This window comes from Thiocapsa roseopersicina (assembly GCF_900106925.1).
In the GTDB taxonomy this organism is placed as follows: domain Bacteria; phylum Pseudomonadota; class Gammaproteobacteria; order Chromatiales; family Chromatiaceae; genus Thiocapsa; species Thiocapsa roseopersicina.
The window spans coordinates 45,428-68,016 of record NZ_FNNZ01000016.1 but is presented as its reverse complement, the minus strand read 5'-3'; the positions used below and the strand labels follow the sequence as shown (position 1 = coordinate 68,016).

19 protein-coding genes and 2 tRNA genes are annotated in these 22,589 nt (G+C 65.7%); 7 read left to right on the top strand and 14 right to left on the bottom strand.

Annotation, left to right across the window (positions count from 1 at the left end; genetic code table 11):
• Positions 1–10: 10 nt before the first annotated feature.
• From BLV04_RS16335 to BLV04_RS16285, 11 genes are all read right to left on the bottom strand, one after another.
• A complete protein-coding gene (locus BLV04_RS16335) occupies positions 11–748 on the bottom strand; it encodes a hypothetical protein (protein ID WP_093034523.1) in 738 nt (245 codons plus the stop codon).
• Positions 745–1,191, bottom strand: coding sequence for an ATP synthase subunit C (locus BLV04_RS16330; RefSeq protein ID WP_093034520.1), 447 nt, complete (start codon positions 1,189–1,191; stop codon positions 745–747). The genes BLV04_RS16335 and BLV04_RS16330 overlap by 4 nt, the downstream gene beginning before the upstream one ends.
• Positions 1,188–2,993, bottom strand: coding sequence for a V-type ATP synthase subunit I (locus BLV04_RS16325; RefSeq protein WP_093034517.1), 1,806 nt, complete (start codon positions 2,991–2,993; stop codon positions 1,188–1,190). Before BLV04_RS16325 ends, BLV04_RS16330 begins: the two co-directional genes overlap by 4 nt.
• On the bottom strand, positions 2,990–3,595 hold the full coding sequence (locus tag BLV04_RS16320; protein WP_093034514.1) for a V-type ATP synthase subunit D: 606 nt from the start codon (positions 3,593–3,595) through the stop codon (positions 2,990–2,992). Before BLV04_RS16320 ends, BLV04_RS16325 begins: the two co-directional genes overlap by 4 nt.
• 18 nt (positions 3,596–3,613) lie before the next feature.
• Positions 3,614–4,984, bottom strand: coding sequence for a V-type ATP synthase subunit B (locus BLV04_RS16315; protein WP_093034511.1), 1,371 nt, complete (start codon positions 4,982–4,984; stop codon positions 3,614–3,616).
• Positions 4,985–5,118: 134 nt separating this feature from the next.
• Complete coding sequence (locus tag BLV04_RS16310) at positions 5,119–6,465, bottom strand: ABC transporter permease (RefSeq protein WP_245731926.1); 1,347 nt, start codon at positions 6,463–6,465, stop codon at positions 5,119–5,121.
• On the bottom strand, positions 6,462–7,622 hold the full coding sequence (locus BLV04_RS16305) for an ABC transporter permease (protein ID WP_093034508.1): 1,161 nt from the start codon (positions 7,620–7,622) through the stop codon (positions 6,462–6,464). Before BLV04_RS16305 ends, BLV04_RS16310 begins: the two co-directional genes overlap by 4 nt.
• Positions 7,623–7,717: 95 nt before the next feature.
• Complete coding sequence (locus BLV04_RS16300) at positions 7,718–8,446, bottom strand: ABC transporter ATP-binding protein (protein ID WP_093034645.1); 729 nt, start codon at positions 8,444–8,446, stop codon at positions 7,718–7,720.
• Positions 8,447–8,483: 37 nt separating this feature from the next.
• Positions 8,484–9,710, bottom strand: coding sequence for an efflux RND transporter periplasmic adaptor subunit (locus tag BLV04_RS16295; RefSeq protein WP_093034505.1), 1,227 nt, complete (start codon positions 9,708–9,710; stop codon positions 8,484–8,486).
• 19 nt (positions 9,711–9,729) lie between these two features.
• Positions 9,730–9,814: transfer RNA gene (locus BLV04_RS16290), tRNA-Leu, on the bottom strand.
• Positions 9,815–9,936: 122 nt separating this feature from the next.
• Positions 9,937–10,010: transfer RNA gene (locus BLV04_RS16285), tRNA-Cys, on the bottom strand.
• A gap of 184 nt (positions 10,011–10,194) precedes the next feature.
• On the opposite strand from BLV04_RS16285, the gene rpmB reads away from it, so the two are divergent.
• Entirely contained in the window at positions 10,195–10,431 is a 237-nt protein-coding gene (gene rpmB, locus BLV04_RS16280) for a 50S ribosomal protein L28 (RefSeq protein WP_093034502.1), read from the top strand.
• Between the two features lie 14 nt (positions 10,432–10,445).
• Positions 10,446–10,613 carry a 50S ribosomal protein L33 gene (gene rpmG / locus BLV04_RS16275; protein WP_093034499.1) on the top strand — a complete coding sequence of 56 codons (168 nt, stop codon included), beginning with the start codon at positions 10,446–10,448 and terminating at the stop codon, positions 10,611–10,613.
• Between the two features lie 213 nt (positions 10,614–10,826).
• Here rpmG and BLV04_RS16270 read toward each other — a convergent pair whose 3' ends face one another.
• The gene (locus BLV04_RS16270) at positions 10,827–11,408 is read right to left on the bottom strand and encodes a beta-class carbonic anhydrase (RefSeq protein ID WP_093034496.1); all 582 of its coding nucleotides are present in this window, start codon (positions 11,406–11,408) and stop codon (positions 10,827–10,829) included.
• A gap of 224 nt (positions 11,409–11,632) precedes the next feature.
• Between BLV04_RS16270 and BLV04_RS16265 the strand changes: the two genes are divergently transcribed.
• On the top strand, positions 11,633–13,048 hold the full coding sequence (locus BLV04_RS16265; protein ID WP_093034492.1) for a phospholipase D-like domain-containing protein: 1,416 nt from the start codon (positions 11,633–11,635) through the stop codon (positions 13,046–13,048).
• Between the two features lie 37 nt (positions 13,049–13,085).
• On the opposite strand, the gene BLV04_RS16260 is transcribed toward BLV04_RS16265, so the two are convergent.
• Positions 13,086–14,450, bottom strand: a complete 1,365-nt coding sequence (locus BLV04_RS16260; protein WP_093034489.1) for a class II fumarate hydratase — start codon at positions 14,448–14,450, stop codon at positions 13,086–13,088.
• A gap of 172 nt (positions 14,451–14,622) precedes the next feature.
• Here BLV04_RS16260 and BLV04_RS16255 point away from each other — a divergent pair, with 172 nt between their 5' ends.
• The 4 genes from BLV04_RS16255 to cls all read left to right on the top strand — a co-directional run bounded on the left by BLV04_RS16255 (position 14,623) and on the right by cls (position 20,973).
• Positions 14,623–15,606: an MBL fold metallo-hydrolase gene (locus BLV04_RS16255; protein ID WP_093034486.1), complete on the top strand. Its 984-nt coding sequence runs from the start codon at positions 14,623–14,625 to the stop codon at positions 15,604–15,606.
• A 38-nt stretch (positions 15,607–15,644) separates the two neighbouring features.
• Complete coding sequence (locus BLV04_RS16250) at positions 15,645–18,008, top strand: ABC transporter permease (RefSeq protein WP_093034483.1); 2,364 nt, start codon at positions 15,645–15,647, stop codon at positions 18,006–18,008.
• 191 nt (positions 18,009–18,199) lie between these two features.
• Positions 18,200–19,408: an efflux RND transporter periplasmic adaptor subunit gene (locus BLV04_RS16245; protein WP_093034480.1), complete on the top strand. Its 1,209-nt coding sequence runs from the start codon at positions 18,200–18,202 to the stop codon at positions 19,406–19,408.
• Between the two features lie 134 nt (positions 19,409–19,542).
• Entirely contained in the window at positions 19,543–20,973 is a 1,431-nt protein-coding gene (gene cls, locus BLV04_RS16240; RefSeq protein WP_175534664.1) for a cardiolipin synthase, read from the top strand.
• A gap of 104 nt (positions 20,974–21,077) precedes the next feature.
• Here cls and BLV04_RS16235 read toward each other — a convergent pair whose 3' ends face one another.
• The gene (locus BLV04_RS16235; protein WP_217633713.1) at positions 21,078–22,538 is read right to left on the bottom strand and encodes a GntP family permease; all 1,461 of its coding nucleotides are present in this window, start codon (positions 22,536–22,538) and stop codon (positions 21,078–21,080) included.
• Positions 22,539–22,589 lie beyond the last annotated feature (51 nt).

Here is a 22,589-nt window from a genome sequence, read left to right as displayed (position 1 = left end):
CCTCGTATCCTTACTTCACCATGCCTTCGAGGATCGCCCGAAAGCGCGGCTGCAGGTGCGCAAGCAGGGTGGCGGCGACCGTTTCGTCGGTCAGGTCGATGTGCACGTCCTTCCCCTTGAGTGCGAGCCGAATGCCCTTGCCGTCCGTTCCGGCGGCAACCCCGAAGGTCACGCCCTCGGCCAGGATGTTGCCCGCCAAGGAGAGGACGAAGTGCGACAAGGATCCTTCGCGCAGCTCCAGCGGGTTGCGGCGAAGCTCCTCGGGGCTCACCAGCGCCTTCGGCAACTGGACCTCGACGGCCTGTCCGGTGTCGATCCCGGCCTCCGCGCGTGCCTTGGCGGCCACTTCCAGGATCAATCGCTCAAGGAATGCCTCCTGCTCGATCTTGGCGGCGATCAGCCGTTTGACCTCGTCGCTGAAACGATCGGCGAGATCGGCCTTGAGCCGCAGCACCGTGTCGCGCATCGCGATCCGCAGCGCCTCTTCGCCGCCCTTGCGCAGCGCATCGACCTCCTGTTGGGCCGCTTCGCGGATGGCCTTGGCGCGGTTCTCGGCTTCGCGAACGATGCGGGCGGCCTCGCGCCGCGCCTCCGCCTCGATCCGCTGCGCCTCGGCTTGACCGACCTGCACACCCTCGTCGCGCAGTCGCTCGATCAGCGCCTCGACGCCGGAGGATGCGAGTCCCTTGAGTGCGCCCTTCTCTTCTGTGCTCATGGTGTCGCGCCCCTCGCTGCTGGTGCGGCTCATCCGGGAATCCCGCCGGCCAACACCAGCGCGAACACGAAGGCGAACACGGCAAAACCCTCGACGATGGCGGCCGGCGCCAACGACAGTCCGAAGATCTCGGGCTTGGTCTTGCTCGCATGAATCGCCGAGGCGCACGCCTGACCCTGACGCATCGCCGAGAAGAGCAGCGCGAAACCCGAGAGCAGGCCAATGCCGAAGAGGGCCGGTGCGGTCTCGGGGGTGACGTCCCGCTGCAGGCTGAACATGATGACGATGCCGTAGATGACCTGCGAGGAGGGCATCACCGAGACACCGATGTAGCGCCCGTAGCCGGAATCCGTATCCACCATGGCGCCGATCGCCGCCTGTCCGGCGACCGCGCAGCCGATGGTGCTGCCGATCGCACCCAGTGCCATGGGGGCGAAGAGTCCGGCCCAGCCCAGCGCAGTTACAAATTCGTTCATTCGCGCAACTCCGTCCGCTTAAAGGGTTTAAAGGGGTAGCCTTCGCCGGCCAAGGCCCAGTTGTAGAATTCGATGAAGTTCAGGCGCAGCCCGTGGACCACGCCGCTCATGAGCGCGAGCATCAGGTTGAGCGTGTGACCGGCCAGGAGGATCAGGATGGCGAGCAGTAGTCCCAGACCGGGCAGCTCGGTCGCGACATCGCGGGCCAAGCCGTTGAAGGTCATCGCCATCGAGGCTGAGGCCAGGCCGAGCGCGAAGAGTCGCAGATAGGAGAGCACGTCCCCGAAGACCTGCGTCACCCGCACCAGGTTGCTCAGGCCGTCGAAGCCGCGCAGGGCGAGCGCCTTCACACCGTCCACGCGGCGATCGCTACCCAGGAGGAAGACCACGGCGAACCCGAGGCCGATCAGAATCCGTGCCGCGAGGACCACCCACTCGGGTGCACCGGCATCGCCCGCGATCCAGAGGGTGAAGCCGCCCAACATCACCGCGATCCAGCCGATCGCCACACGTCCCGCGGCGCGGCCGCGCTGGGCGCCCGCCATTTCGAGATTGGCAAGGATCAGGTGGACCACGCCGATCCCGACCGACAGACGCATCATGACCTCGAAGTCGTTGATATCGAGCAGATGCAGATGTCCCGGGAGACTGTCCGGCCGCGGCGCGAAACCGAAATAGCTGCCGACCAAAACACCCCAAACCACGGATGTCCCGACCAGCGCCGCGGCCAGGATACGCAGGCGCCCGCCGAGCGCGCTAGCGCCGATCTTGCGCCAATAGGCCAGCAGCAGGACACCCAGGAGGGCGGCGTAGCCGGCATCCGAGAGGATCATCGCGAAGAAGGCCGCGAAGGAGAAGAAAAGCACGCGCGAGGGATCCCAGGCATCGTATGCCGGCATCTGGTAGAAGGCCACCAGGTCCTGGCCGGCGGCGATGGGGCCGGGATTATCGAGCAGTGTCGGCGGTGCGTCGTGCGGTCCGGGCTCTTCCATCAGCAGTGCCAGGCCCTGTTGCTCGGCTAACACCTGGACCGGCGCGACCGCGTCCTCGGGCGCCCAGCCTTGCACCAGAAAGAGCGACTCCTCGTCGCGCGTCTGCGCCTGTGCATGGCGAAGCTGCGCCGCGTCCTCGGCTTGAGCGAGATGTGTCGAGATGAGATAGATCCAGCGCGTCAAAGCAACATGCTCGGCCTGGATCTCTTCGAGCTCCAGCTCGGCTGCTTCGAGACGGCGGCGGACCTCGGAGAGACTCAAGGCCCCGGCCAGGGTGCGTGGCACCGGCAGGGCGTCGCGGGGCGGCTCGTCCGGGTGGATCACCACGACCCAGGACTGACGGTTGTCACGATGCACCACCTGCCAGGGCAGATCCAGCGAGGCAAGCTGCGCCATCTGGCGCTGCGGCACGATATAGAACCAAAATTTGCGCGCGGCCAGATCCCGAGTGGGCGGCAGGGTGAAATCGCCCCAGGGCTCGAGCTCGGCGATGCGCTCGACCAAGGCGTCGCGGCGATCGCTCGTGTCGCGCAGCCGTTGCTGATTCTCCAGCACGGCTGCGACCGTCCCGGGCAGATCGAAGCCCGCCGGGTCTCGGACCTGCCGACGCTTCTCGCGCATATCCTGCAGATACCGTAGTGCCTGCAGCGCCTCCACGGCGTGGCTGGCCGGCTCCTTCTCGGGCTCCCGCGGCGCCGGTCGCAACGGGATCAGATGCAGACAGCCGAGCGTTTGGAGCTGCTCGAGGACGGCATCCTTGTCGGTGGCGAGACCGGCCAGGGTCAGGCGCGTCAGACGTTGGATGCTCATGCCGATGCCTCTCTGAGTCGTTTGCCCTTCGCGATCTTCGAGCGCACGATCGCCGCGCGCTCGGCGTCGGAGAGATGGACGCGAATCCGCTTGATGTTCTCGCGCGTGCGCGGGATCAAGACCTTGTCGAAGAGATTCACCCGCTGTGTCACTTTGCGGACCGCCTCATCGAGCAGGAGGAGACGACGATCGTGAAGCGCCAGTTGCGCTTGGAGCGTCAGCATCTCGGAGAGTGCATCGACCAGGACCTCGACCCAATGCGGCTTGCTCAGGAAGCCATAGCCGCGCTTGACGAGATCGAGCCCTTCGAGCACGGGCAGTCGCGTTCCGAGGAGGTTTTCCTCGCCGAGGCGCGCGCCGCGTACATGCACCAGGTCGCTCAGCGCGATCTCGCGATTGGCGAGCATCGGCAGGTTCTCGGTCACGCGCTCGCGCAGCGCCGCGATCTTGCGATGGGTCTCCGCTTGGGCCAGGACCTCCTTGGCGCGCTCGGTCATGATCTGCTTGCGCTTCAGATCGAGCGAAGGCAGGTAGCGCTCGTAGGTCTGCAGGGCACGGTTCTGCTTGGCGAGCGACGACTTGCTGAGACTGACGCGTGACATGCGATGGTCTGCTCCGCGTCAAGCCGCCGCTTGAATCGGCTCGTCCTCATCGAGCGTCGGGAGGTACTTGTCGATCAGGTTCTCCTTCATCAGCAGCTCGTCGCGATTGAAACATTCGGCCAGGGTTTGCCAGCAAAGATCCAACCCCTTCTCGAGCGGGATGCTCACATCGATGTCCATGAAGCGCTCCCGGAAGAGGTTCCCGAACTTGATCAAGCGGATGTCGAATTCGGACAGATCGAAGGCCATCGCCTGTTTCTGCTCGGCATCGCGGGCACCCGAGTAGAAGCGGATCATGGTGTTCATGATCTGGCTGTGGTCCTCGCGCGTGACCTTGCCGATCACGTGCTGCTTCAGGCGCGAGAGCGAGCCAAAGGGGTCGAGCATGCCGTCGTGCAGATAGAACTGGCCTTCCGTGATATAGCCGGTGTTGTCCGGCACCGGGTGCGTGACATCGCCTCCCGGCATGGTGGTCACGGTGAGGATGGTGAGCGAGCCGCCGTCCTTGAAGTCGGCGGCCTTCTCGTAACGTCGCGCAAGTTGAGAATAGAGATCGCCCATGTAGCCGCGATTGGACGGCACGGCCTCCATCGCGATACCCACCTCCTTCATGGCGTCGGCATAGACGGTCATGTCGCTCAGTAAGACGAGGACACGCTTGCCCTCCTCGACCGCGAACCGCTCCGCGACCGCAAGGGCCATATCGGGAACCAGCAGGCGCTCGACCACGGGGTCGGAGGCGAGGTTGACGAACATGACGGTGCGGGCAAACACGCCCGCGTCCTCGAAGCGACGCAGAAAGAAGTGATAGTCATCGAAGATGAGCCCGAGTCCGCCAAAGACGACGATGTCCGCATCCGCCTGGATGCCGATGCGTGCGAGCAGGGCGTTGTAGGGCTCGCCGGCGACCGAGAAGATCGGGATCTTCTGACTCTCCACCAGTGAGTTGAAGATGTCGATCATCGGGACGTCGGTGCGCACCATCTTGGATGCGAGCGAGCGTCGCGCCGGGTTTGCCGAGGGGCCGTCGATCTCGATCTTGGGGTCTTGAGCGAGCCCAGGTCCGGTATCGAAGGGGGTGCCGTCGCCGCGGAAGACGCGACCCAGGATGTTCGGCGAGTAGGTCACCCGCATCGGATGACCGAGGAAGCGGACCGACGCCTGCGTGGAGAGTCCCTTCGTCCCCGAGAAGACCTGAAGCGACACCAGCTCGCCTTCGAGCCTGATCACGCGCGCCATCGATTTGAAACCGCTCGGGTCCTCGACCAATCCCAGGTCGCCGAACGCGACCCGTTGGCCCTGCTCGGACACCGGGGGCGGAACCAGGACCTTGAGGAGGTCGCCGACGATCTCGACGACCTTCGAGTAGCGCACGAGCGTATGGGACATCGGACGTCTTTCCCCGCGTGTTTGGGTGCCTGCTTCAGGTCACGTGCAGTCGCGCGACTCCGAATTCTCGGACGCCGAGTCTAGTCGGCCGTCTCTGGGGGATCAAATTAAACTCGGCGCGCGGACGCTGCCGCTCAAGACTCCCGCAACGCCGTCGTCACCGGAAGCCTTGCAGCGCGGAGCGCCGGGAAGATACCCCCGATAAATCCGATGCCGAGCGCCCACTGAAGGCCGCGAATCAGGAGTTCCGGGGTCACCTGGAACTGGAAGACGACCTGGCTGAAGTTCGATCCCAGGGTCGAGACCGTGAAGCCGTGAAACAAGGCCCAGGCGATCCCCGCCCCGAGGATCCCGCCGGCACAGGCCAGGGCCATGGTCTCGAGCATGACGGCCACGACGACCGGCAGTCCGGTGAAGCCCAGCGCGCGCAAGGTGGCGATCTCGCGCGCGCGGCTCGCGACCGCCGCATACATGGTGTTGAGTGCGCCGAAGACGGCACCGAGCGCCATCATGACGGCGATCCCGATGCCGACCGCCCGGATCACACGGGTAAGGCGCTCCGACTGTTTGCCGTAATACTCGCGCGTGGTCTGCACCTCGACCCTCAGGCGCGGGTCGGCGCTCAAGGCGGTGCGCAGACGCTCGATTGCCGCCGGCTCGGTCAACCGCACGGCGACGGACTGAAAGCCGTTGCGCCGATAGGCCGCCGCGATGGATTCGGCGTCGCCCCAGACCTCGGACTCGTGCGTATCGTCCGAGGCGAAGACGCCGACGATGTACCAGTTCTGGTTGTTGAGGACGATGCTGTCGCCGATCTCGACCCCGCTGAACTGCTGCAACGCGCCCCGACCGACGATCAGCTCGCGCAGCCCCGCCCGGAAGCGGCGTCCTTCGACAATCCGAACCTGCGGACGGATCTGCCAGGCGGCTGGACCGACCCCGCGGACCTCGAGATTCGCATCCGTCCCCGTCGTTCGCTTCGGGACACTGGCGACGACCACGACCTCGGCCGATGCGACGGGGCGGTCGTTCGCGTCGCGCTTGATGCCCGGTGCCTGGATGATCAGCGTCGTGGACGGGCGATCCAGCGCCGAAGAAAGCTCGGCATTGGCCGCGGCGCGCAGCACCAGCGCGGTGTCGTCGCTGCCCGCGCCACTGAGTGTCGCCTCGAAGCCCGCAGCCATCGCCTGTAGGGCGACCAGCACCCCGACCACCCCGGCGATACCGACCACCACGACCGAGGTCGCCCCGAGACGCTCGGGTACCGTGCTCAACCCGACCCGGGCGACGGCGAGCGCCTGCCGCCCGGTTCGCGTCAGCGCCAGCCAGCCGACGAAGATCAACGCGACCGGGATCATGAGTCTCGGGGCCAGGATCCAGGTTCCGAAGAAGGCTGCAATGGCGAGCCCGGCGGAGACCGTCGGCAGCGTCGAGCGCATGCGAGTCAGGGCGATGCTATACGCGGTCGGTCGCTCGCTCATCGGCCCGCCAACGCATCGACGATCCCAAGGCGCATCGCCTTGAGCGCCGGCGGCAGCCCGACCAGGATGCCGATGGTCGACATCAGCCCGATCCCCAGCACCCAGCTCTCCGGACGCATCGCCACGTCGAGCTGTCCGGAGCTGGCCTCGCCGATCACCGGAAGGGCCAAAGTGGCGAGCGCGAGTCCGATCAGACCCCCGAGCAGAAGCAGCACGAGGGCCTCGGCCATGACGAGAAGCAGGACCGCGCGGTTGGTGAACCCGAGTGTCTTGAGCACCGCCAGCTCGGGGATCCGCTCGCGGATGGATTGCGCCATGGTATTGCCGGTGAGCAGCACCAGGGTGAAGAAGACCGCCGCCATGATCGCCGTGACGATGAGCCCGATGTCGCCGATCTGCTTCGCGAAGGAGAGCTGGAACTCGCGCTCGCTCTGGGTGCGGGTCTCGAAGGCGGAATTGGCGAACTGGCGGTCGATCGCCTGCGCGACCTGGTCAGCCTTCGATGCGTCCTCGACCCGCACGATGTACCAACCAACCGTGCCTTGTCCGATATCGCGCCCTTCGTCGAACGCGGTGTGGTGAAACAACAGCTGCTTCTCGGAGCCGCGAAGCTCCGGCTGGGCAGCCTTGAAGATGCCGACGAGGTCGAAGGTCCAGACCTCCCCGCCGTCGCGATGCGGATAGATGGTCGGGCGCAAGGGGATCTTGTCGCCGACCTTCCAACCGTGCAGATCCGCGAGCGCCTCGCCGACGATCGCCGCGGTACGCGTCTTGAGGAAGGCTTGGCGCTGCGCTTGGGGCAGGACCAGCTCGGGATACATGTCGAGATAGCTCTCGGGCTCGACCGGGAAGTTCGGGAAAAAGTTCTTCGGGTCCTGATAGATGCCGCCGAACCAGCTCGCATAGGTGACCGCCTCCACGCCGGGCGTCGACTGGATCCGGGCCAGATCCGCGTAGGGCAAAGGCTGAATCAGCGAGAGGCGCGAGGAGGTGATGAGCCGATCGATCCCGATCACGCTCTGAGGTGCGTTGAAGGCCACCCGCACGGCATCCAGCATGCCGAAGAGCGCAAAGGCCGCCGCTACGGAAAGCAGGGTCAGCAGTGTGCGCGTCTTCTTGCGCATGAGCGCGGCGAAGAGGAGGGGGAGGTATTTCATCTCGGGGGGAGCCGCCTGCCGCCTGCCTCCGGCCTCCTGCCGACCGACGTCGGGAGCAGCACGTAGGATGGGTAGAGCACAGCGAAACCCATCCTTCACGCTCCGATGTCAGCTTGCTCGACCAGAATCCCCTTATCCAAATGCAGGACCCGTCGCGCAAACTCGGCCGCTTTTGGATCGTGGGTCACCATGATCATGGTCTTGCCGTACTCGCGGTTGAGCCGTTGCAGGAGGGTCAACACCTCCTCGGCGGAGTGACGGTCGAGATCGCCCGTGGGCTCGTCGCAGACCAAGAGCGTCGGATCCGACACGATCGCGCGGGCAATTGCGACGCGCTGCTGCTGGCCGCCGGAGAGCTCGTTGGGTTTGTGCGATGCGCGGTCGGCGAGTCCGACCAGATCAAGCGCGATCGCCGCGTTGCGCCTGCGCCGTGCCCCGGACAGCCGGGTCAGCAGCAGCGGGAGCTCGACGTTCTTCTGTGCCGAGAGTGCCGGCAGGAGATTGTAGAACTGAAAGACGAAGCCGACATTAGCCGCCCTCCAGCGTGCGAGCTCGGTGGAGGACATCCGATCGATCCGATGTCCGGCGACGCTCAAGGAGCCTTCGGTCGGCAGATCCAGCCCTGCGATCATGTTGAGCAGCGTGCTCTTGCCCGATCCTGACGGCCCCATCAAGGCGAGAAAATCGCCCTCCGGAATATCCAGGTCGACATGATGCAGGACCTCGATGCGTTGTCTTCCGCGCTCGTAGACCTTGCTGACGCCGCGGATGGCGACCAAGGGTTCGGGGCCGTGGGATTCGGGGGTCGGGGTCACCTCGGACATGGTTTCGGGCCGGAGATTCAATCCGATCTGTTCGGCGTCACGGGGTTTCAACCTCACCTCGCGGCGACACTCGCATCCCATCTGCCAACGCGAGAGGCGGATCGCGCACGACGCGCTCGCCCGCAGTCAGGCCCTGCGCGATGCGGCGTCGATCGCCGATCTCCTCGCCGACGGCCACCTGCCGTTCGCGGACATGATCGCCGTCCAGGACGAAGACGAGGCCGCCTTCGCCGTGCTCACGGATTGCGCCCGCGGGGATCAGCACCCCGTCGGTCGCACCGTCCGATATCTCGGTGTCGTCTTGAAGGAAGGACACCCGCACGCCCATCTCCGGGATCAGGCGCGGGTCCTTCGCGTCGATCCGGATCCGCACCCGCACCGTCGCCTTGCTGCGGTCCGCCGTGGGGATGATCGCGATCACCGATGCCGGGATCGTCCAATCCGGATAGGCGTCGAGCACCGCCTGAACCGGCTGGTCGGGTCTGACACGATTGATGAATGCCTCGTTGACGTCGACTTCGATCTCCAGCGAATCCATATCCACGATGGTCCCGATCCCGGTGCGGGTGAAGCCGCCGCCGGCCGACATCGGCGAGACGATCTCGCCGGGCTGGGCCGCCTTCGCGACGATGACCCCCGCGAAGGGGGCGCGCACGACCGTGTTGTCGTAGGCGACCTGTGCGACCGCGACCTCGGCATCGGACACCCGGACCTGACTGCGCTGTGCCTGGAGCTGGGCAGAGAGGGTCTGGACCTGCGTCGCGGCGGTTTCGAGCGCCTCCTCCGAAGCCAGTTGGCGCGAACGCAGCTCGGTTTGTCGCTCGAGCCCTCGACGGGCCTGCTCCAACTGGACCTGGATCTCGCCGAGGCGGGCTTGGGCTGCCGCCAGACGCGCCCGGGCGAGATCCAGCTGCGCCTTTGCGTCCGTGTCGTCGAGACGTGCAAGCACCTGATCCGCTTCGACCTCCACACCTTCCTCGATCAAGACCTCGGCAAGCTTGCCCGAGATCTTGCTCGACACCGTCGCCTGCCGGCGGGCGATCACATAACCGGTCGCATCCAGGACGGCCGTCGGACCCGCGGACGGTGCCTGCGCGATCGCGACATCCACCGGAATCGGGCTTTCCGAGACCCTATAGTAGGCGCCGCCGCCGAGGGCGCCGACAAGGACGATCGCGAGAATGAGCCAAAGCCCGCGGCGACCGCCGCCGTCACGGTCGGCGCGGTCGATGTGCAGCTCTTTGAGGGGATCTTGCTCCGACATGAGTCCGTCCGAAGAGGGATGGTGCCCGGGGCGGGACTCGAACCCGCATGACCGAAGTCGAGGGATTTTAAGTCCCTTGCGTCTACCAGTTTCGCCACCCGGGCGCGGCGTCCGTTTAGGTTGTCGGATGAGTCCGTCTGCTCGTGCGTCGTGCGATCCTTAACTAGACAAGGGGCGACACCCTACGAGCAAACAATCGGCGAAGAGTTCCGGCGGGGATTGATGATGGAGGCTGAGCCCGGAATCGAACCGGGGTGCACGGCTTTGCAGGCCGCTGCATGACCACTCTGCCACTCAGCCCGAGCCGGAAAGTATAGTCGTGCTGCGCGCACTTGTCACGGGCTCGGGGCGGCAAAAAAACGCATACACGGTTCGGCCGATGACGACGACAAGGAATTTTGCGTTGCGTCGAATCGCGGAAACATGTTAGCTTTCCGCTTCTTTCTACCCCGAAGCACGACCTCCGAATTCTAGGGATTCCGCCATGTCCAAGGTATGCCAGGTCACCGGTAAGCGCCCGATTACCGGCAATAACGTCTCGCACGCGAACAACAGAACGAAGCGGCGTTTTCTGCCCAATCTCCACGACCATCGGTTTTGGGTGGAGAGCGAGAAGCGCTGGGTCAAGCTGCGGGTTTCCACGAAGGGCATGCGCATCATCGACAAGCGCGGTATCGACATCGTGCTCGGCGAGATCCGTGCACGCGGCGATAAGGTCTAACCGGAGGGCACACCATGGCCAAGGCAGCACGCGATAAGATCCGGCTCAATTCCAGCGCCGGTACCGGTCATTTCTATACGACCACCAAGAACAAACGCAATCAGCCGGGCAAGATGGAGATCAAGAAATTCGATCCCGTCGTCCGGCAGCACGTGATGTATAAGGAAGGCAAGATCAAGTAGCGCCTTCCATCGCCGCGGAGCCTTCGACTCTTACCGAGTCGCGGCGCTTGTGACGGCACTTTAGAACAAGCCCGCGCAAGCGGGTTTTTTTTGGTGCAGGTTTCTGCGTGGGAGGCTTGCCGAGGTATTCGAACGGGTGACTCACGGCGCGGTGGGCCGAAGGAGACGTGACACCGCCGGAGCGGTGTCACGAGAACGTTCGCCCGGCTTAAATCAAGGCAATGCCGCACCGATGCGAGTCGCGTCCGGCACCTCGACCAACTTGCCGGTGCGCACGTCGTAGATGTAGCCGTAGATCGGAATCTCGCCCGGAACAAGGGGGTGCCGACGGATCCGCCGAACGTCCTCGACGACGCTTTGTGCGTTGTCCTTGATGGTCAGCCAGTCGACGTAGTTCCCCTCGGTCGAGCCCGGCCCCTCGCCGCTGTCGTGCCAGCCGGAGGCATCCACACTGGCGGTTTTCAGGCTACTGGCGAGCAGACCGCGCATAATCTCGTCGGTGAAGGTCTCCATGCCGCAATCGGTGTGATGGATGACGAACCACTCTCTGGTCCCGAGCAGCTTGTAGGAAATGACCAGCGAGCGGATCGCATCGTCGCTGGCGCGACCGCCGGCGTTGCGGATGACATGTGCATCGCCTTCGGCGAGTCCGGCGTATTTGGCCGGATCGAGGCGTGCGTCCATACAGGTCAAGATGGCGAAATGCCGCCCCGGGGGCATCGGCAAGTCGCCCTTGTCGAAGTCCGCCGCATAGGCGGCGTTGGCGTTCAAGACCTCTTCGAGTGTCTGGCTCATGGTGATCCTCGTCTGGTGGATGCGCCTGTTGTCGAGGGCGATGCGTCGGCGCTCGGTCGAGATGCTCGCCCTTCGTCGACATGGGGCGATGGGGACGGTTTTTCGACTGTCGGCCGGGCGCGTCTCGGTCAGATCAGGTTGCGCGGCGTGCCCCCGGGCGGACTCGGATCCACGGTGAAGCAGAGTAGGCTCATTAAACCCATGACCTGTCGATGAATTCGGTGATGAAACGCATTCTGCTGCTGCTCCTCGCCCTTGTTCTGGGCAACGGCTTCTATCATGCGTACAAGCCCCTGCCGCCCGGAATCAGCGTTGCCGCACCGCTGCGCCCGGTGCATGACATGGAGTTTCTCGCCGATCACACCTGGGTGGATGCCGAGGGAGAACGCCACACGCGACAGGTCATCTTCGATCGCGTTTTCGAGCTGATCCAGGGTGCAGACAGGCTGCTGGTGCTGGATATGTTTCTGTTCAATGCCATGCAGGAAACGATCACGGAGACCCATCGGCCCCTGTCTCGGGAGCTGACGGAGAACCTGCTGCAGCGCATGCGCGACCGGCCGGGGCTCGTGACGATCATCATCACCGACCCCTTCAACAACCTCTACGGGGGCGTCGCGGCGCCGCACCTGGATGCGCTCGAGGCAGCAGGTGCGCATCTGGTCTATACCGATCTGGGCCGACTGCGCGATCCCAACCCCTTCTGGTCGGCGCCGTGGCGACTCTGCTGCAAGTGGCTCGGCAACAGTACCCGGGGCTGGCTGCCCAATCCGGTGGGCGAGGAGGCGGTTACGCTTCGGACCTATTTCGCCCTGCTAAACCTCAAGGCCAATCACCGCAAGACACTCGTGGCCGATGACGGCGATGACTGGGTGGCACTGGTGACGTCGGCCAATCCACACGACGCGAGCAGCGCCCATGTGAACACGGCTGTGGTGTTTCGCGGCCAAGCGGCACTGGATCTCCTGGACACCGAAACCGCCGTGATCCGCTTTTCAGCCGGGCAGGTGCCCTTCGAGATCCCCGCCGATCAGGGCGCGCCGGCGCAGAGTCCACTTCAGGCACGGATCATCACCGAAAGCCGAATCCGGGAGGCGGCACTCGACACGATCCAAAGCGCTGCTCGCGGGGATCGGCTCGATATCGCCATGTTCTATTTCTCGCACGAGGCGCTGATCCGGGCCGTCAAGGACGCCTCGGGTCGAGGGGTCGATGTCCGAATCCTACTCGACCCCAACCGGGATGCGTTCGGCCGGGAGAAGAGTGGAATCCCCAATCGCCAGACCGGGCGACGTTTCCACGATTCCGGAATCCCGGTGCGCTGGTGTCGTACTACCGGGGAGCAATGTCACGCCAAGCAGCTTGTTCTGGAACGCGCCGATGGCCAAGTCGTCCTCATCACCGGGTCGTCGAATTTCACCCGACGAAATCTGGACGACTTCAACCTGGAGACGAATGTCCTTGTCGTGGGTCCGGCGGATGATCCCTTCCTCCGCGCTGCGCTGACCTGGTTCGAGCAACGCTGGCGCAACGAGCCGGATTGGCAGGTTTCCGATCCCTACGACACCTGGGAGGATCGCTCCGCGGTGCGGTCCTTGCGGGCATGGATCGGCGAGACCCTCGGCTGGTCCAGTTTCTAGCGGCCGGTCGGCTGCCGGACCCGACCGGGCGTCCCGGTCAGTCCGTCAAGCCCGCAAGGCGGCGGGGGTCGAGCAGCCGATCCAGCTCGGCGTCGGCCAGATCGGTGTCCTCTCGGGCGATCTCGCGCACGGGTCGGTCCTCGTCCAGCGCGCGCCGGGCAATCGCCGCCGCGGCGTCGTAGCCGATGACCGGGGCGAGTGCGGTAGCGAGCATCGTATTGCGCTCCAAGGCGTGCTTGATTCCCGCCGCGTTGACGCCGAGGCCGTCGATGGCTTTCTCGCCCAGCGCCCCGCTGGCGCGCGTCAGCAGGCCGATCTGCTCGAGCAGGTCCGCAGCGATCAAGGGCAGCATGGTACAGAGCTGGAAGCGGTTGTCCTGCGCGGCCAGTGCGATGGCCGTATCCAGTCCGACGACCTGAACACAGGCCATGGCCACGGCCTCCGGGATCACCGGATTGACCTTGCCCGGCATGATGCTGCTGCCGGCCTGCAGCGCCGGCAGCCGGATCTCGGCGAGCCCGGCGGCCGGTCCGCTGGCCATCCAGCGCAGGTCGTTGGCGATCTTCATCAGGGTCAGCGCCAGGACCCGGAGCTGGCCGCTGAGCTCGACCGCCGTGTCCTGACCGGCGATCGCTGCCCTGAGATCGTCCGCCGGTGCGAAGGCGAGTCCGGTCCGGTGCGACAGCTCGGCGGCGAATGTCTCGGCAAAGCGGGGGTGGGTATTGACGCCGGTGCCGACCGCGGTGCCGCCCTGGGCGATCTTCAGCAGACGCCGGGCGGTGTCGTCGAGGCGCTCGAGATCGGTGCGAAGCTGTGCCGCCCAGCCGCCGAACTCTTGGCCCAGGGTCAGCGGGACCGCGTCCATCAGGTGGGTTCGGCCGGTCTTGACGAGGCTCCGATGCGCGTCTGCGCGTCGTTCGATGGCGCCTGCGAGGTCTTCGACGGCCCGGCGCAGGGCGGGCAGCGCAAGCGCCGCGGCAACATGGATCGCCGTGGGGATCACGTCGTTGCTGCTCTGGCCGCGATTAACGTCGTCGTTCGGGTGCACCGTCCGCCCCAAGGCACGTGAGGCCAGGGTCGCAATGACCTCGTTCGCGTTCATGTTGCTTGAGGTGCCGGAGCCGGTCTGGTAGATGTCGACCGGAAACTGGTCATCCAGCTCGCCCGCGGCGACGTGCTGCGCCGCAACCTCGATGGCCTCGGCGAGGTCGGTAGAGACCACCCCGAGACGGCCGTTGACCCGCGCGGCACAGGCCTTGATCAGCCCCAGCGCCTGGATGAAGGCCGGCGGCAGGGGACGCCCGCCGATCGCGAAGTTGTCGAGCGCGAGCCGGGTCTGACGGCCGTAGAGGTGCCCGTTCTCGACGCTCGGGTCGGGATGCTCGTATTTCTCCGTGCTCATACGCTGACCCCCGCGGGCGAAACGATGACGTCCGCTCGATTTCGTTCTTACAGCCCGAGACCGTCTCGGGCTCGCGGCCTTACCCAAGGTTTGAATCGCACCCAGCTCGCGATGTTCCCTGACCGCCGCTGCGGTATAAAGACATTTTGGCTCACCGTGAGGATCCTTACCCATGCCGCTCGATCGAATCCCACACCGGCCCTCGTGGCCGATCGCCTTGCTCTCCTGCCTGATGCTCGCCCTCGCCTTCCCCGCCCTGGCGGATCGCGGCCCGGACCTGCCGGACTACCCGGCGGAGCAGGTCGCTCCCGGTCTCTATGTGATCCACGGACCGGTGGACTATCCCACCCCCGAGAACCAGGGGTTCATGAACAACCCGGCCTTCTTGGTCACGGAGACCGGCGTGATCGTCGTGGATCCGGGGTCGAGCGTTCAGACCGGCGAGATGGTCCTGCGCCAGATCCGCAAAGTCACCGACAAGCCGCTGCTCGCCGTGCTGAACACGCACGTCCACGGGGACCACTGGCTGGGCAATCAGGCGATGCTGGCTGCGACCCCGCAGGTGCCGATCTACGGGCATCCCGAGATGCTGAAACTGATCGCCGAAGGGGCCGGCGAGGAGTGGGTCCAACGCATGATGAGCGCGACCGAAGGCGCCACCGAAGGGACGGTCGCCGAGGGTCCGACGCTTCCGCTCGAGGGTGGCGAGACCCTTTCGATCGGCGGGCTCACCTTCAAGACCCACTATTACCCGCATGTGCACAGCACCTCGGATCTGATGTTCGAGATCCCGGAGCTCGAGGTTCTGTTCCTGGGCGACAACGCCTGCAACGGACGCATCGTTCGCATGGACGACGGCTCTTTCATCGGCAGCATCAACGCGTTGGACGGGGTTAAAGCCGCAGTGACGGCGAGCGTGCTGATTCCGGGACACGGCCGAACCGGCGGATGGGAGATCGTCGATGCCTACCGCGACTATCTGACCGGGGTCTACGACGGCGTCGCGGCCTTGTACGAGAGCGGCGGCAGCGACTTCGAGATGCATCCGATCATCGCGGAGCAGCTTGCCCGCTTCAAGGATTGGCCGGGCTTCGAGGAGGAACTGGGCAAGCACGTCTCGCTCGCCTATCTGGAGGTCGAAGCGGACGCGTTCTGAGCGGATCGGGTTCCCGACGGCGTCGCCGAGGTCGACCGATGCGAGCACTGCACACCAAGCTCCTGCGCGATCTCTTCGACCTCAAGGGACAGGTTGCCGCCATCGCCGTGGTGATCGCCGCGGGCGTGATGGTGCTCATCCTGTCCGTGACCACGCTCGATGCCCTGCGCCTGTCGCAGGCCCGGTTCTACGACGGCCATCATTTCGCCCATGTCTTTGCCGATCTCAAGCGCGCCCCGGAAGGGCTCGCGGCGCGTCTGCGCGAGATCCCGGGCGTCAACCAGGTCGAGACGCGGGTGCAGGCTCCGGTGCGCTTGGAGGTTCCGGGTTTCGACGAGCCGGTCCGCGGCCTGCTGCTCTCGATCCCGGACGGCCATCAGCCGGGGCTGAATCGTCTGTATCTGCGCGAGGGCGCACTGCCCGAGCCGGACCGATCGGACCAGGTGGTACTGAGCGAGCCGTTCGCTGAGGCGCAGGCGCTACGGGCGGGGGATCGGTTGGAGGCGATCATCAACGGCCGTCTCCAAATCCTGACCGTCAGCGGTGTCGCCCTGTCGCCCGAGTTCGTCTATCAGGTGGGGCCGGCGGACATCTTGCCGGACTACAAACGCTTTGCGGTCCTCTGGATGAACCGCCGAGCGCTGGCCCACGCGATGGACATGGACGGTGCCTTCAACAGCGTCCTGCTCTCGCTCCAGTCCGGGGCCGACGCGGAGACAGTCATTGAGACCCTGGACCTGCATCTGGCCCGCTACGGCGGAATCGGCGCCATGGGCCGCGAGGACCAGATCTCGCATCGCTTCCTGTCCGAGGAGCTCGACCAGCTCCGCGTCATGGCGATCGTGCTTCCCGCCATCTTCCTCTCGGTCGCGGCCTTCCTCTTGAATCTGCTGATGGCGCGGATCATCCAGACCCAGCGCCGGCAGATCGCGATCCTCAAGGCATTCGGCTACGGCAACCGGGACATCGCCGCGCATTACGGCCTGCTGACCGGACTCATCGTGGTCGTGGGATCGCTACTCGGGATCGCCCTCGGCGCTTGGGCGGCGGAAGGGATGGCCGGGGTCTACGCCGAATACTATCGTTTCCCGGAAACGAGCTTCCGCCTCCAGCCTCGGATCGTTGCTCTAGCCCTTCTGGTTTCCGCCTGTTCTGCCGCGCTGGGCACCGCCCGCGCCGTGGGCCGTGCGGTCGCGATGCCGCCCGCGGAGGCGATGCGCCCGCCCGCGCCCCGGCGCTTTCATGCCTCCTGGATCGAACGCTCCGCGCTCGGACGGCGACTGGACCAGCCGACCCGGATCATCCTGCGCAACCTCCTGCGCCATCGCACCAAGGCACTGCTCTCGATGCTCGGGATCGGGCTGTCCGGCGGACTCCTGCTCCTCGGGAGCTATCAGTTCGGTGCAATCGATCACCTGCTCGACGTCCAATACCGGCTTGTGATGAACATGGATGTTCAACTCAGCTTCACCGACCCGACACCCGAGCGGTCGCTGGCCGAGCTGCGCACCCTGCCCGGCGTGGCCTATGTGGAGGGCTTTCGCAACGTGCCGGTGCGCCTGATCAACGGGACCCGAGACTACCGCACCAGCATTCAAGGCATGGAGCCGGAACCGCGACTGCGCGGCTTGCTCGACGCCGACCATCGTCCGATTCGCCTGCCGCCCGAGGGCCTCCTGATGACCCGCTTCCTGGCGGAAGACCTCGGGCTCGCACCCGGCGACGCGCTCGAAGTCGAGATCATGGAAGGGCATCGCCGGACCCTCAGGGTTCCGCTGGCCGGCATCGTCGACGAGCCGATCGGCGTGAGCGCCTACATGGAGCGGCGCGCCCTAAATCGACTGATGGGCGAAGGCCCTGCACTCTCCGGTGTCTGGCTGATGACCGACGCCGCGCAGCACGACCGGCTCTTCGCGCGTCTTTGGGAGGTGCCGCGCGTCGCCGGCATCGGTTTGGTCGCGGATGCGGAGCGCCAATTCCGCGACTACATCGACGACACCGTGCTGGTGACGATGAGCATCCTGCTGCTGATGGCCGGCTCCATCACCTTCGCCGTAGTCTACAACAACGCGCGTATCGCCTTCTCGGAGCGCTCGCGCGAGCTGGCCACGCTCCGAGTCCTCGGCTTCAGCCGGGCGGAGGTGAGCTGGATCCTCATCGGCGAGATCGCCGTTCTGACCCTCTTGGCCATCCCGCTGGGCTGGCTGATCGGCACCGGATTCGCCGCGCTGCTCAGCTCGGGCATGGCGATGGACATGTTCCGGGTGCCCTTCGTCATCAGCCCGCAGACCTACGCCTTCTCCGCCGCCGGGGTACTGCTGGCCTCGGTGCTGTCGGTGCTCGCGATTGCGCGACTGCTGGGGCGGCTGGACATGATTGCGGCGTTGAAGACGATCGAGTAGGGCTGAACCGCGTCCGGAGCGGCCTTTATCGGTTCGTGATGTCGTCGACCTCGGCGCGGCTCTGGACGTTGGCGGTGACGCGGTTCAGGAGGAAAAATTCGGGTCGTTCAGATCGTCAGACCACGCCACGTGAATTCGACGTACCGACCGGCACTGAACGGTGACGGGAGTTTAGGGGGATAATCGACAGTATGTCCTTCCGAAAACAAATGATTGCAACCGTCGTCGGCCTAACCATCCTCGGCTTGCTCGCGCTCGCCTTGATGCCGTCTCCCGTGCCGGTCAGCGCGACTTTGGTTCGGCAGGACGTCTTTATCGAGTCGATCGAGGACGAGGGTCGCATGCGCCTGCGCGATATCTATAGCGTCTCTGCGCCGATCAGCGGCTATCTGCGCCGCGTGGAGCTCGAGCCAGGGGATGCGGTCGCTGCCGATCAGGTGCTGTTCGAGCTGGAACCCTTGCCTGCGCCGGCACTTGACCCGCGCTCGCGCGGTCAGGCGCGCGAGTCGCTCGCCGCAGCACAAGCCCATTTGGAGGAGGCGGAGGCAAACCTCTCGGCTCGGCAGACCGAATACGAGCTGGCCCGCACCGAGTACGACCGCAGCGAGACCCTGCACCGGCGCCAACTCATCTCCTCCGAGGAGCGAGGTCGGCGGCTCGCGCAGCGCGACGCCGCCAACGCCTCGGCACGCGCCGCGCGACATTCGGTGGAGGTCGCCCGTTTCGAGCTTGAATCGGCCCGCGCGCTCGTGGAGATCGCCGCCGGCAAGCGCGCTCCGGGCGACCACCCGGTTCTCGGTGTCCGCGCCCCGATCGACGGGGTCGTGACCCAACGTCATCGCTGCTGCGAGGGGCCGGTGCAGTCCGGCGAGGCGGTGCTGGAGATCGGCGACCTGGATGCGCTGGAGGTCAAGGTCGACCTGCTGTCTGTGGACGCCGTGCGTGTGCGGCCCGGGATGCGTGTGACGCTGGAACGCTGGGGCGGCGAGGATGCGCTGGACGGGCAGGTCAGACGCGTGGAGCCCGCCGGGTTCGAGAAGATCTCTGCCCTGGGCGTGGAAGAGCAGCGGGTGCCGGTCTGGGTCGAGATCGTCACGCCGCGCGCTCGATGGCGTCATCTCGGCGACGGCTATCGGGTCGAGGCACGCTTCATCCTCTGGGAGGGCGAGGACGTGGTCCAGATCCCGACCAGCGCACTCTTTCGGCACCTGGACCGCTGGGCCGTCTTCGTCGCCGACGAGGGTCGGGCGCGCCTGCGCACGGTCGAGGTCGGACGGCGCAGCGGTCTTTGGACCCAGATCACCATAGGGCTTGAGCCGGGCGAGATCGTCGTCACCCATCCGGGTGATCGGGTGCACGACGGCGGCCGCATCGCGGTCGAGGTGCGGCCATACGCGTAACGGCCGCGCGGGCGACATATCATACGAAACGACGTTCCACTCGGGACAGCAGGGCGGCGGCGCGTCTGGCGCGGCACACAAGGCCACCGGCAGCGATGGTCGAGCAGCCATCGGCATCAGGAAACAAGAAGAACATGATCTCCACTTTCTCGCTTGTCTTCATCGTCGTCGAGCTCCTCGGGATCGCGAGCGCGATCCATGCGCTCTTCACCGTGCGCACGCCGCAGGGCACGGTCGCCTGGGTGGTGGGCCTGGTGGCCTTCCCCTGGCTGGGTCTTCCGCTCTACTGGTTCTTCGGCAGTCGGCGCTTCGACGCGCATTCGCTCGCCATGCAGGAGAAGCTTTACAAACACCGGGAGCTGATCGACGCGGTCCGCGCGGAGATGGCACCCTTTCGTGTCGAGCCAACCGGAATCGAGCCCGAAACCGCCTCGCCTCTCGCCGCGATCGCCCGACAGGAGTTTCTACGCGGCAACCGGCTCGAGCTGCTCATCGACGGCAAGGCCACCTTCGCTGCCATTCTGGCCGAGATCGCACGGGCGAAGCATTCGGTCTATGTGCAGTTCTACATCGTGCGCAACGACGGGCTCGGGCGACGTCTTCTCGAAGCGCTCGCGGCGAAGGCGGCCGAAGGTGTGGATTGCTGCTTTCTGATCGACAGCTTCGGGGGCGCAGCCATCACCCCGCGGGTCATGCGCCACTGGCGCGCCCGCGGGGTGCGCATCACGGCCTTCAGCGCCCTGAGCGGCTGGCGCGACCGCTGGCGGCTCAACTTTCGGAATCATCGCAAGAACGTGATCGTGGACGGCCGGGTGGGCTTCATCGGCGGCCACAATGTCGGCGACGAGTATCTCGGGAAGAATCCGAAATACGGCCGTTGGCGCGACACCCATGTGCGCGTCGAGGGCCCGACCGCACTTCAGCTTCAGATGGTCTTCGCGGCCGATTGGTATTTCACCACCGGCGAGATCCTGGACGCCCATTGGCAACCGCACGATCCCGCCCCCGCGGACGCTGGCCAGCGGTCTCTCGTGCTCGCCTCCGGGCCTTCCGACCAACACGAGCGCTGCACGCACTTCTTTCTGCATGTCATCTCGATGGCAAAACACCGGCTCTGGATCGCCAGTCCCTATTTCGTGCCGGACGAAGGCATCCTCCAGGCGCTGCAGCTCGCCGCGATCCGGGGTGTGGACGTGCGCATCCTCCTGCCCATGAAGCCGGATCAATACCTGGTCTGGCTCGCCTCCTTTGCCCTGCTCAAGGAGCTGGATCATCCTCGGATCCATGTCCACCGCTTTACCGGTGGATTCCTCCATCACAAGGCATTGGTCGTCGACGAGGGTTTCGCCGCGGTCGGCACCAAGAACTTCGACAACCGCTCCTTCAGGCTGAACTTCGAGATCACCCTCGCCGTCACGGACGCCCGTTTCGCCGCCGAGGTCGCAGCGATGTTCGAGCGCGATTTCGCCGAATCGCGAGAGGTCGGCCCGCGCGCCTACGACACGCTGTCCTTTCACCAAAAGGTCGGCGCCAAGGCCGCGAGGCTGCTCGCCCCGATCCTGTAGGTCGTGCCGAGCGAGCGCGAGGCGCGAGGCGCGAGGCACGAGGCACGAGGCACGACGCCGGTTCCTTGTATCTCGCTGTCGCTCGGAACAACCGACGAGAAACCTCAGAAGGCGCCGAATAGGCTTCCCAGAAGGATCGCCGTGATCAGGCCGAGCAACGGGCCGATCACGGTCACCACGCCGATGTGCGCATAGCTCTGCTTCTGTGTGGCCCCGCAGATCGCGAGCAAGGTCACGATCGCGCCGCTGTGCGGGAGCATGGAGAGGGGTCCGCAGGCCAACGAGGCGATGCGGTGCATCAGGGCAGGATCGATGCCGGCAACTGTCGCCATCTGTGCGAAGGTCTCGCCGAAGGCATCCAGGGTGATGGTCAGCGCCGCCGATGCGGAGCCGGTGATCACCCCCATGGTGCTGGCCGCGACCGACAGCGAGACCAAGGGGCCGCCGGGCACCGCCAGCAGCCCGTCGCGCACGATGACGAAGACCGGCAGCGCGGCGACCACGGCGCCGAAACCGGCAAGGCTCGCGGTGTTGAACACGGGTAGGACCGATGCGTTGGCACCGGCATCCAGGCTCTTGCGCAGCTCGGTCAAGCGCGAGCGGTTGACGAGGATCAGCACCAGCGTCGCCGCAAGCAGCGCCGTCATGACCGACCAAATACCGCTGACCGCCGCCAGCGAGATCCCGCCCCAACGCGGCTCGGCCAGAAACGCCGTGTCCATCCGCGGCAGCACGACCCAGGTCATCAGCAGATTCACCGCCAGGACCACCAGGATCGGCAGCACGGCGAGGAGAAACGAGGGCCCTTCCGGCGCATGATGACCGTGGGGCAGCTCGGCGGGGTCGAAGGCGTCGGCGTTGACGGCACGCTCGCTGGACAGCTCGGGGTCCGCGGCCGGATGACTGTCCGGCCCGTAGCCCTCGCCGTCGCGCCGAGCCAGATTCTCGGCCCGCTTGAGCCACCAGATCCCGAAGCCCAGCATCACGAGTGCGGCGAGGATGCCGATGCCGGGCGCCGCGAACAGCGTGGTCCCGAAATGAGGCATCGGGATGGCGTTCTGTATCGCGGGGGTTCCCGGCAGTGCCGTCATGGTGAAGGTGAAGGCTCCCAGCGCAATGGTCGCCGGGATCAACCGATGGGGGATGTTCGCCTGTCGGAACAGGGCATCGGCGATCGGGAACACCGCGAAGGAAACGACGAACAGGCTGACCCCGCCGTAGGTCAGCAACGCGCAGGCAAGCACCACGGCGAGGACCGCGCGTCCGCTGCCGAGCCGATCGGTAAAGCCGCGGGCGATGGAGCGCGCCGCACCGCTGTCGTCCATCAGCTTTCCGAAGACCGCACCGAGCAGGAAGATCGGAAAGAACTGGACGATGAATCGCCCGACACCGGGCATAAAGGTCTGGGTGAGGCTGGCGAGCAGCGGACCACCGGAGAAGGCGACCGCCAGCAGGGCCACAGCGGGTGCGGCGAGCAACAGGCTGAACCCGCGAAACGCCAGCCCGATGAGCAGCCCCACAGCGAGGAGTATTCCGAGTAGTCCGATCAGATCCCCGGTCGACATGCCGCCTCGCTCCTTATATCGATGTGGTTGCTGCGGCGGGCAGATTACCAG

Bases quoted from the DNA above. Each gene is read 5' to 3' on its own strand.
- BLV04_RS16335 (WP_093034523.1), bottom strand. From the start codon at position 748: ATGAGCCGCACCAGCAGCGAGGGGCGCGACACCATGAGCACAGAAGAG.
- BLV04_RS16330 (WP_093034520.1), bottom strand. From the start codon at position 1,191: ATGAACGAATTTGTAACTGCGCTGGGCTGGGCCGGACTCTTCGCCCCC.
- BLV04_RS16325 (WP_093034517.1), bottom strand. From the start codon at position 2,993: ATGAGCATCCAACGTCTGACGCGCCTGACCCTGGCCGGTCTCGCCACC.
- BLV04_RS16320 (WP_093034514.1), bottom strand. From the start codon at position 3,595: ATGTCACGCGTCAGTCTCAGCAAGTCGTCGCTCGCCAAGCAGAACCGT.
- BLV04_RS16315 (WP_093034511.1), bottom strand. From the start codon at position 4,984: ATGTCCCATACGCTCGTGCGCTACTCGAAGGTCGTCGAGATCGTCGGC.
- BLV04_RS16310 (WP_245731926.1), bottom strand. From the start codon at position 6,465: ATGAGCGAGCGACCGACCGCGTATAGCATCGCCCTGACTCGCATGCGC.
- BLV04_RS16305 (WP_093034508.1), bottom strand. From the start codon at position 7,622: ATGAAATACCTCCCCCTCCTCTTCGCCGCGCTCATGCGCAAGAAGACG.
- BLV04_RS16300 (WP_093034645.1), bottom strand. From the start codon at position 8,446: ATGTCCGAGGTGACCCCGACCCCCGAATCCCACGGCCCCGAACCCTTG.
- BLV04_RS16295 (WP_093034505.1), bottom strand. From the start codon at position 9,710: ATGTCGGAGCAAGATCCCCTCAAAGAGCTGCACATCGACCGCGCCGAC.
- rpmB (WP_093034502.1), top strand. From the start codon at position 10,195: ATGTCCAAGGTATGCCAGGTCACCGGTAAGCGCCCGATTACCGGCAAT.
- rpmG (WP_093034499.1), top strand. From the start codon at position 10,446: ATGGCCAAGGCAGCACGCGATAAGATCCGGCTCAATTCCAGCGCCGGT.
- BLV04_RS16270 (WP_093034496.1), bottom strand. From the start codon at position 11,408: ATGAGCCAGACACTCGAAGAGGTCTTGAACGCCAACGCCGCCTATGCG.
- BLV04_RS16265 (WP_093034492.1), top strand. From the start codon at position 11,633: ATGAAACGCATTCTGCTGCTGCTCCTCGCCCTTGTTCTGGGCAACGGC.
- BLV04_RS16260 (WP_093034489.1), bottom strand. From the start codon at position 14,450: ATGAGCACGGAGAAATACGAGCATCCCGACCCGAGCGTCGAGAACGGG.
- BLV04_RS16255 (WP_093034486.1), top strand. From the start codon at position 14,623: ATGCCGCTCGATCGAATCCCACACCGGCCCTCGTGGCCGATCGCCTTG.
- BLV04_RS16250 (WP_093034483.1), top strand. From the start codon at position 15,645: ATGCGAGCACTGCACACCAAGCTCCTGCGCGATCTCTTCGACCTCAAG.
- BLV04_RS16245 (WP_093034480.1), top strand. From the start codon at position 18,200: ATGTCCTTCCGAAAACAAATGATTGCAACCGTCGTCGGCCTAACCATC.
- cls (WP_175534664.1), top strand. From the start codon at position 19,543: ATGATCTCCACTTTCTCGCTTGTCTTCATCGTCGTCGAGCTCCTCGGG.
- BLV04_RS16235 (WP_217633713.1), bottom strand. From the start codon at position 22,538: ATGTCGACCGGGGATCTGATCGGACTACTCGGAATACTCCTCGCTGTG.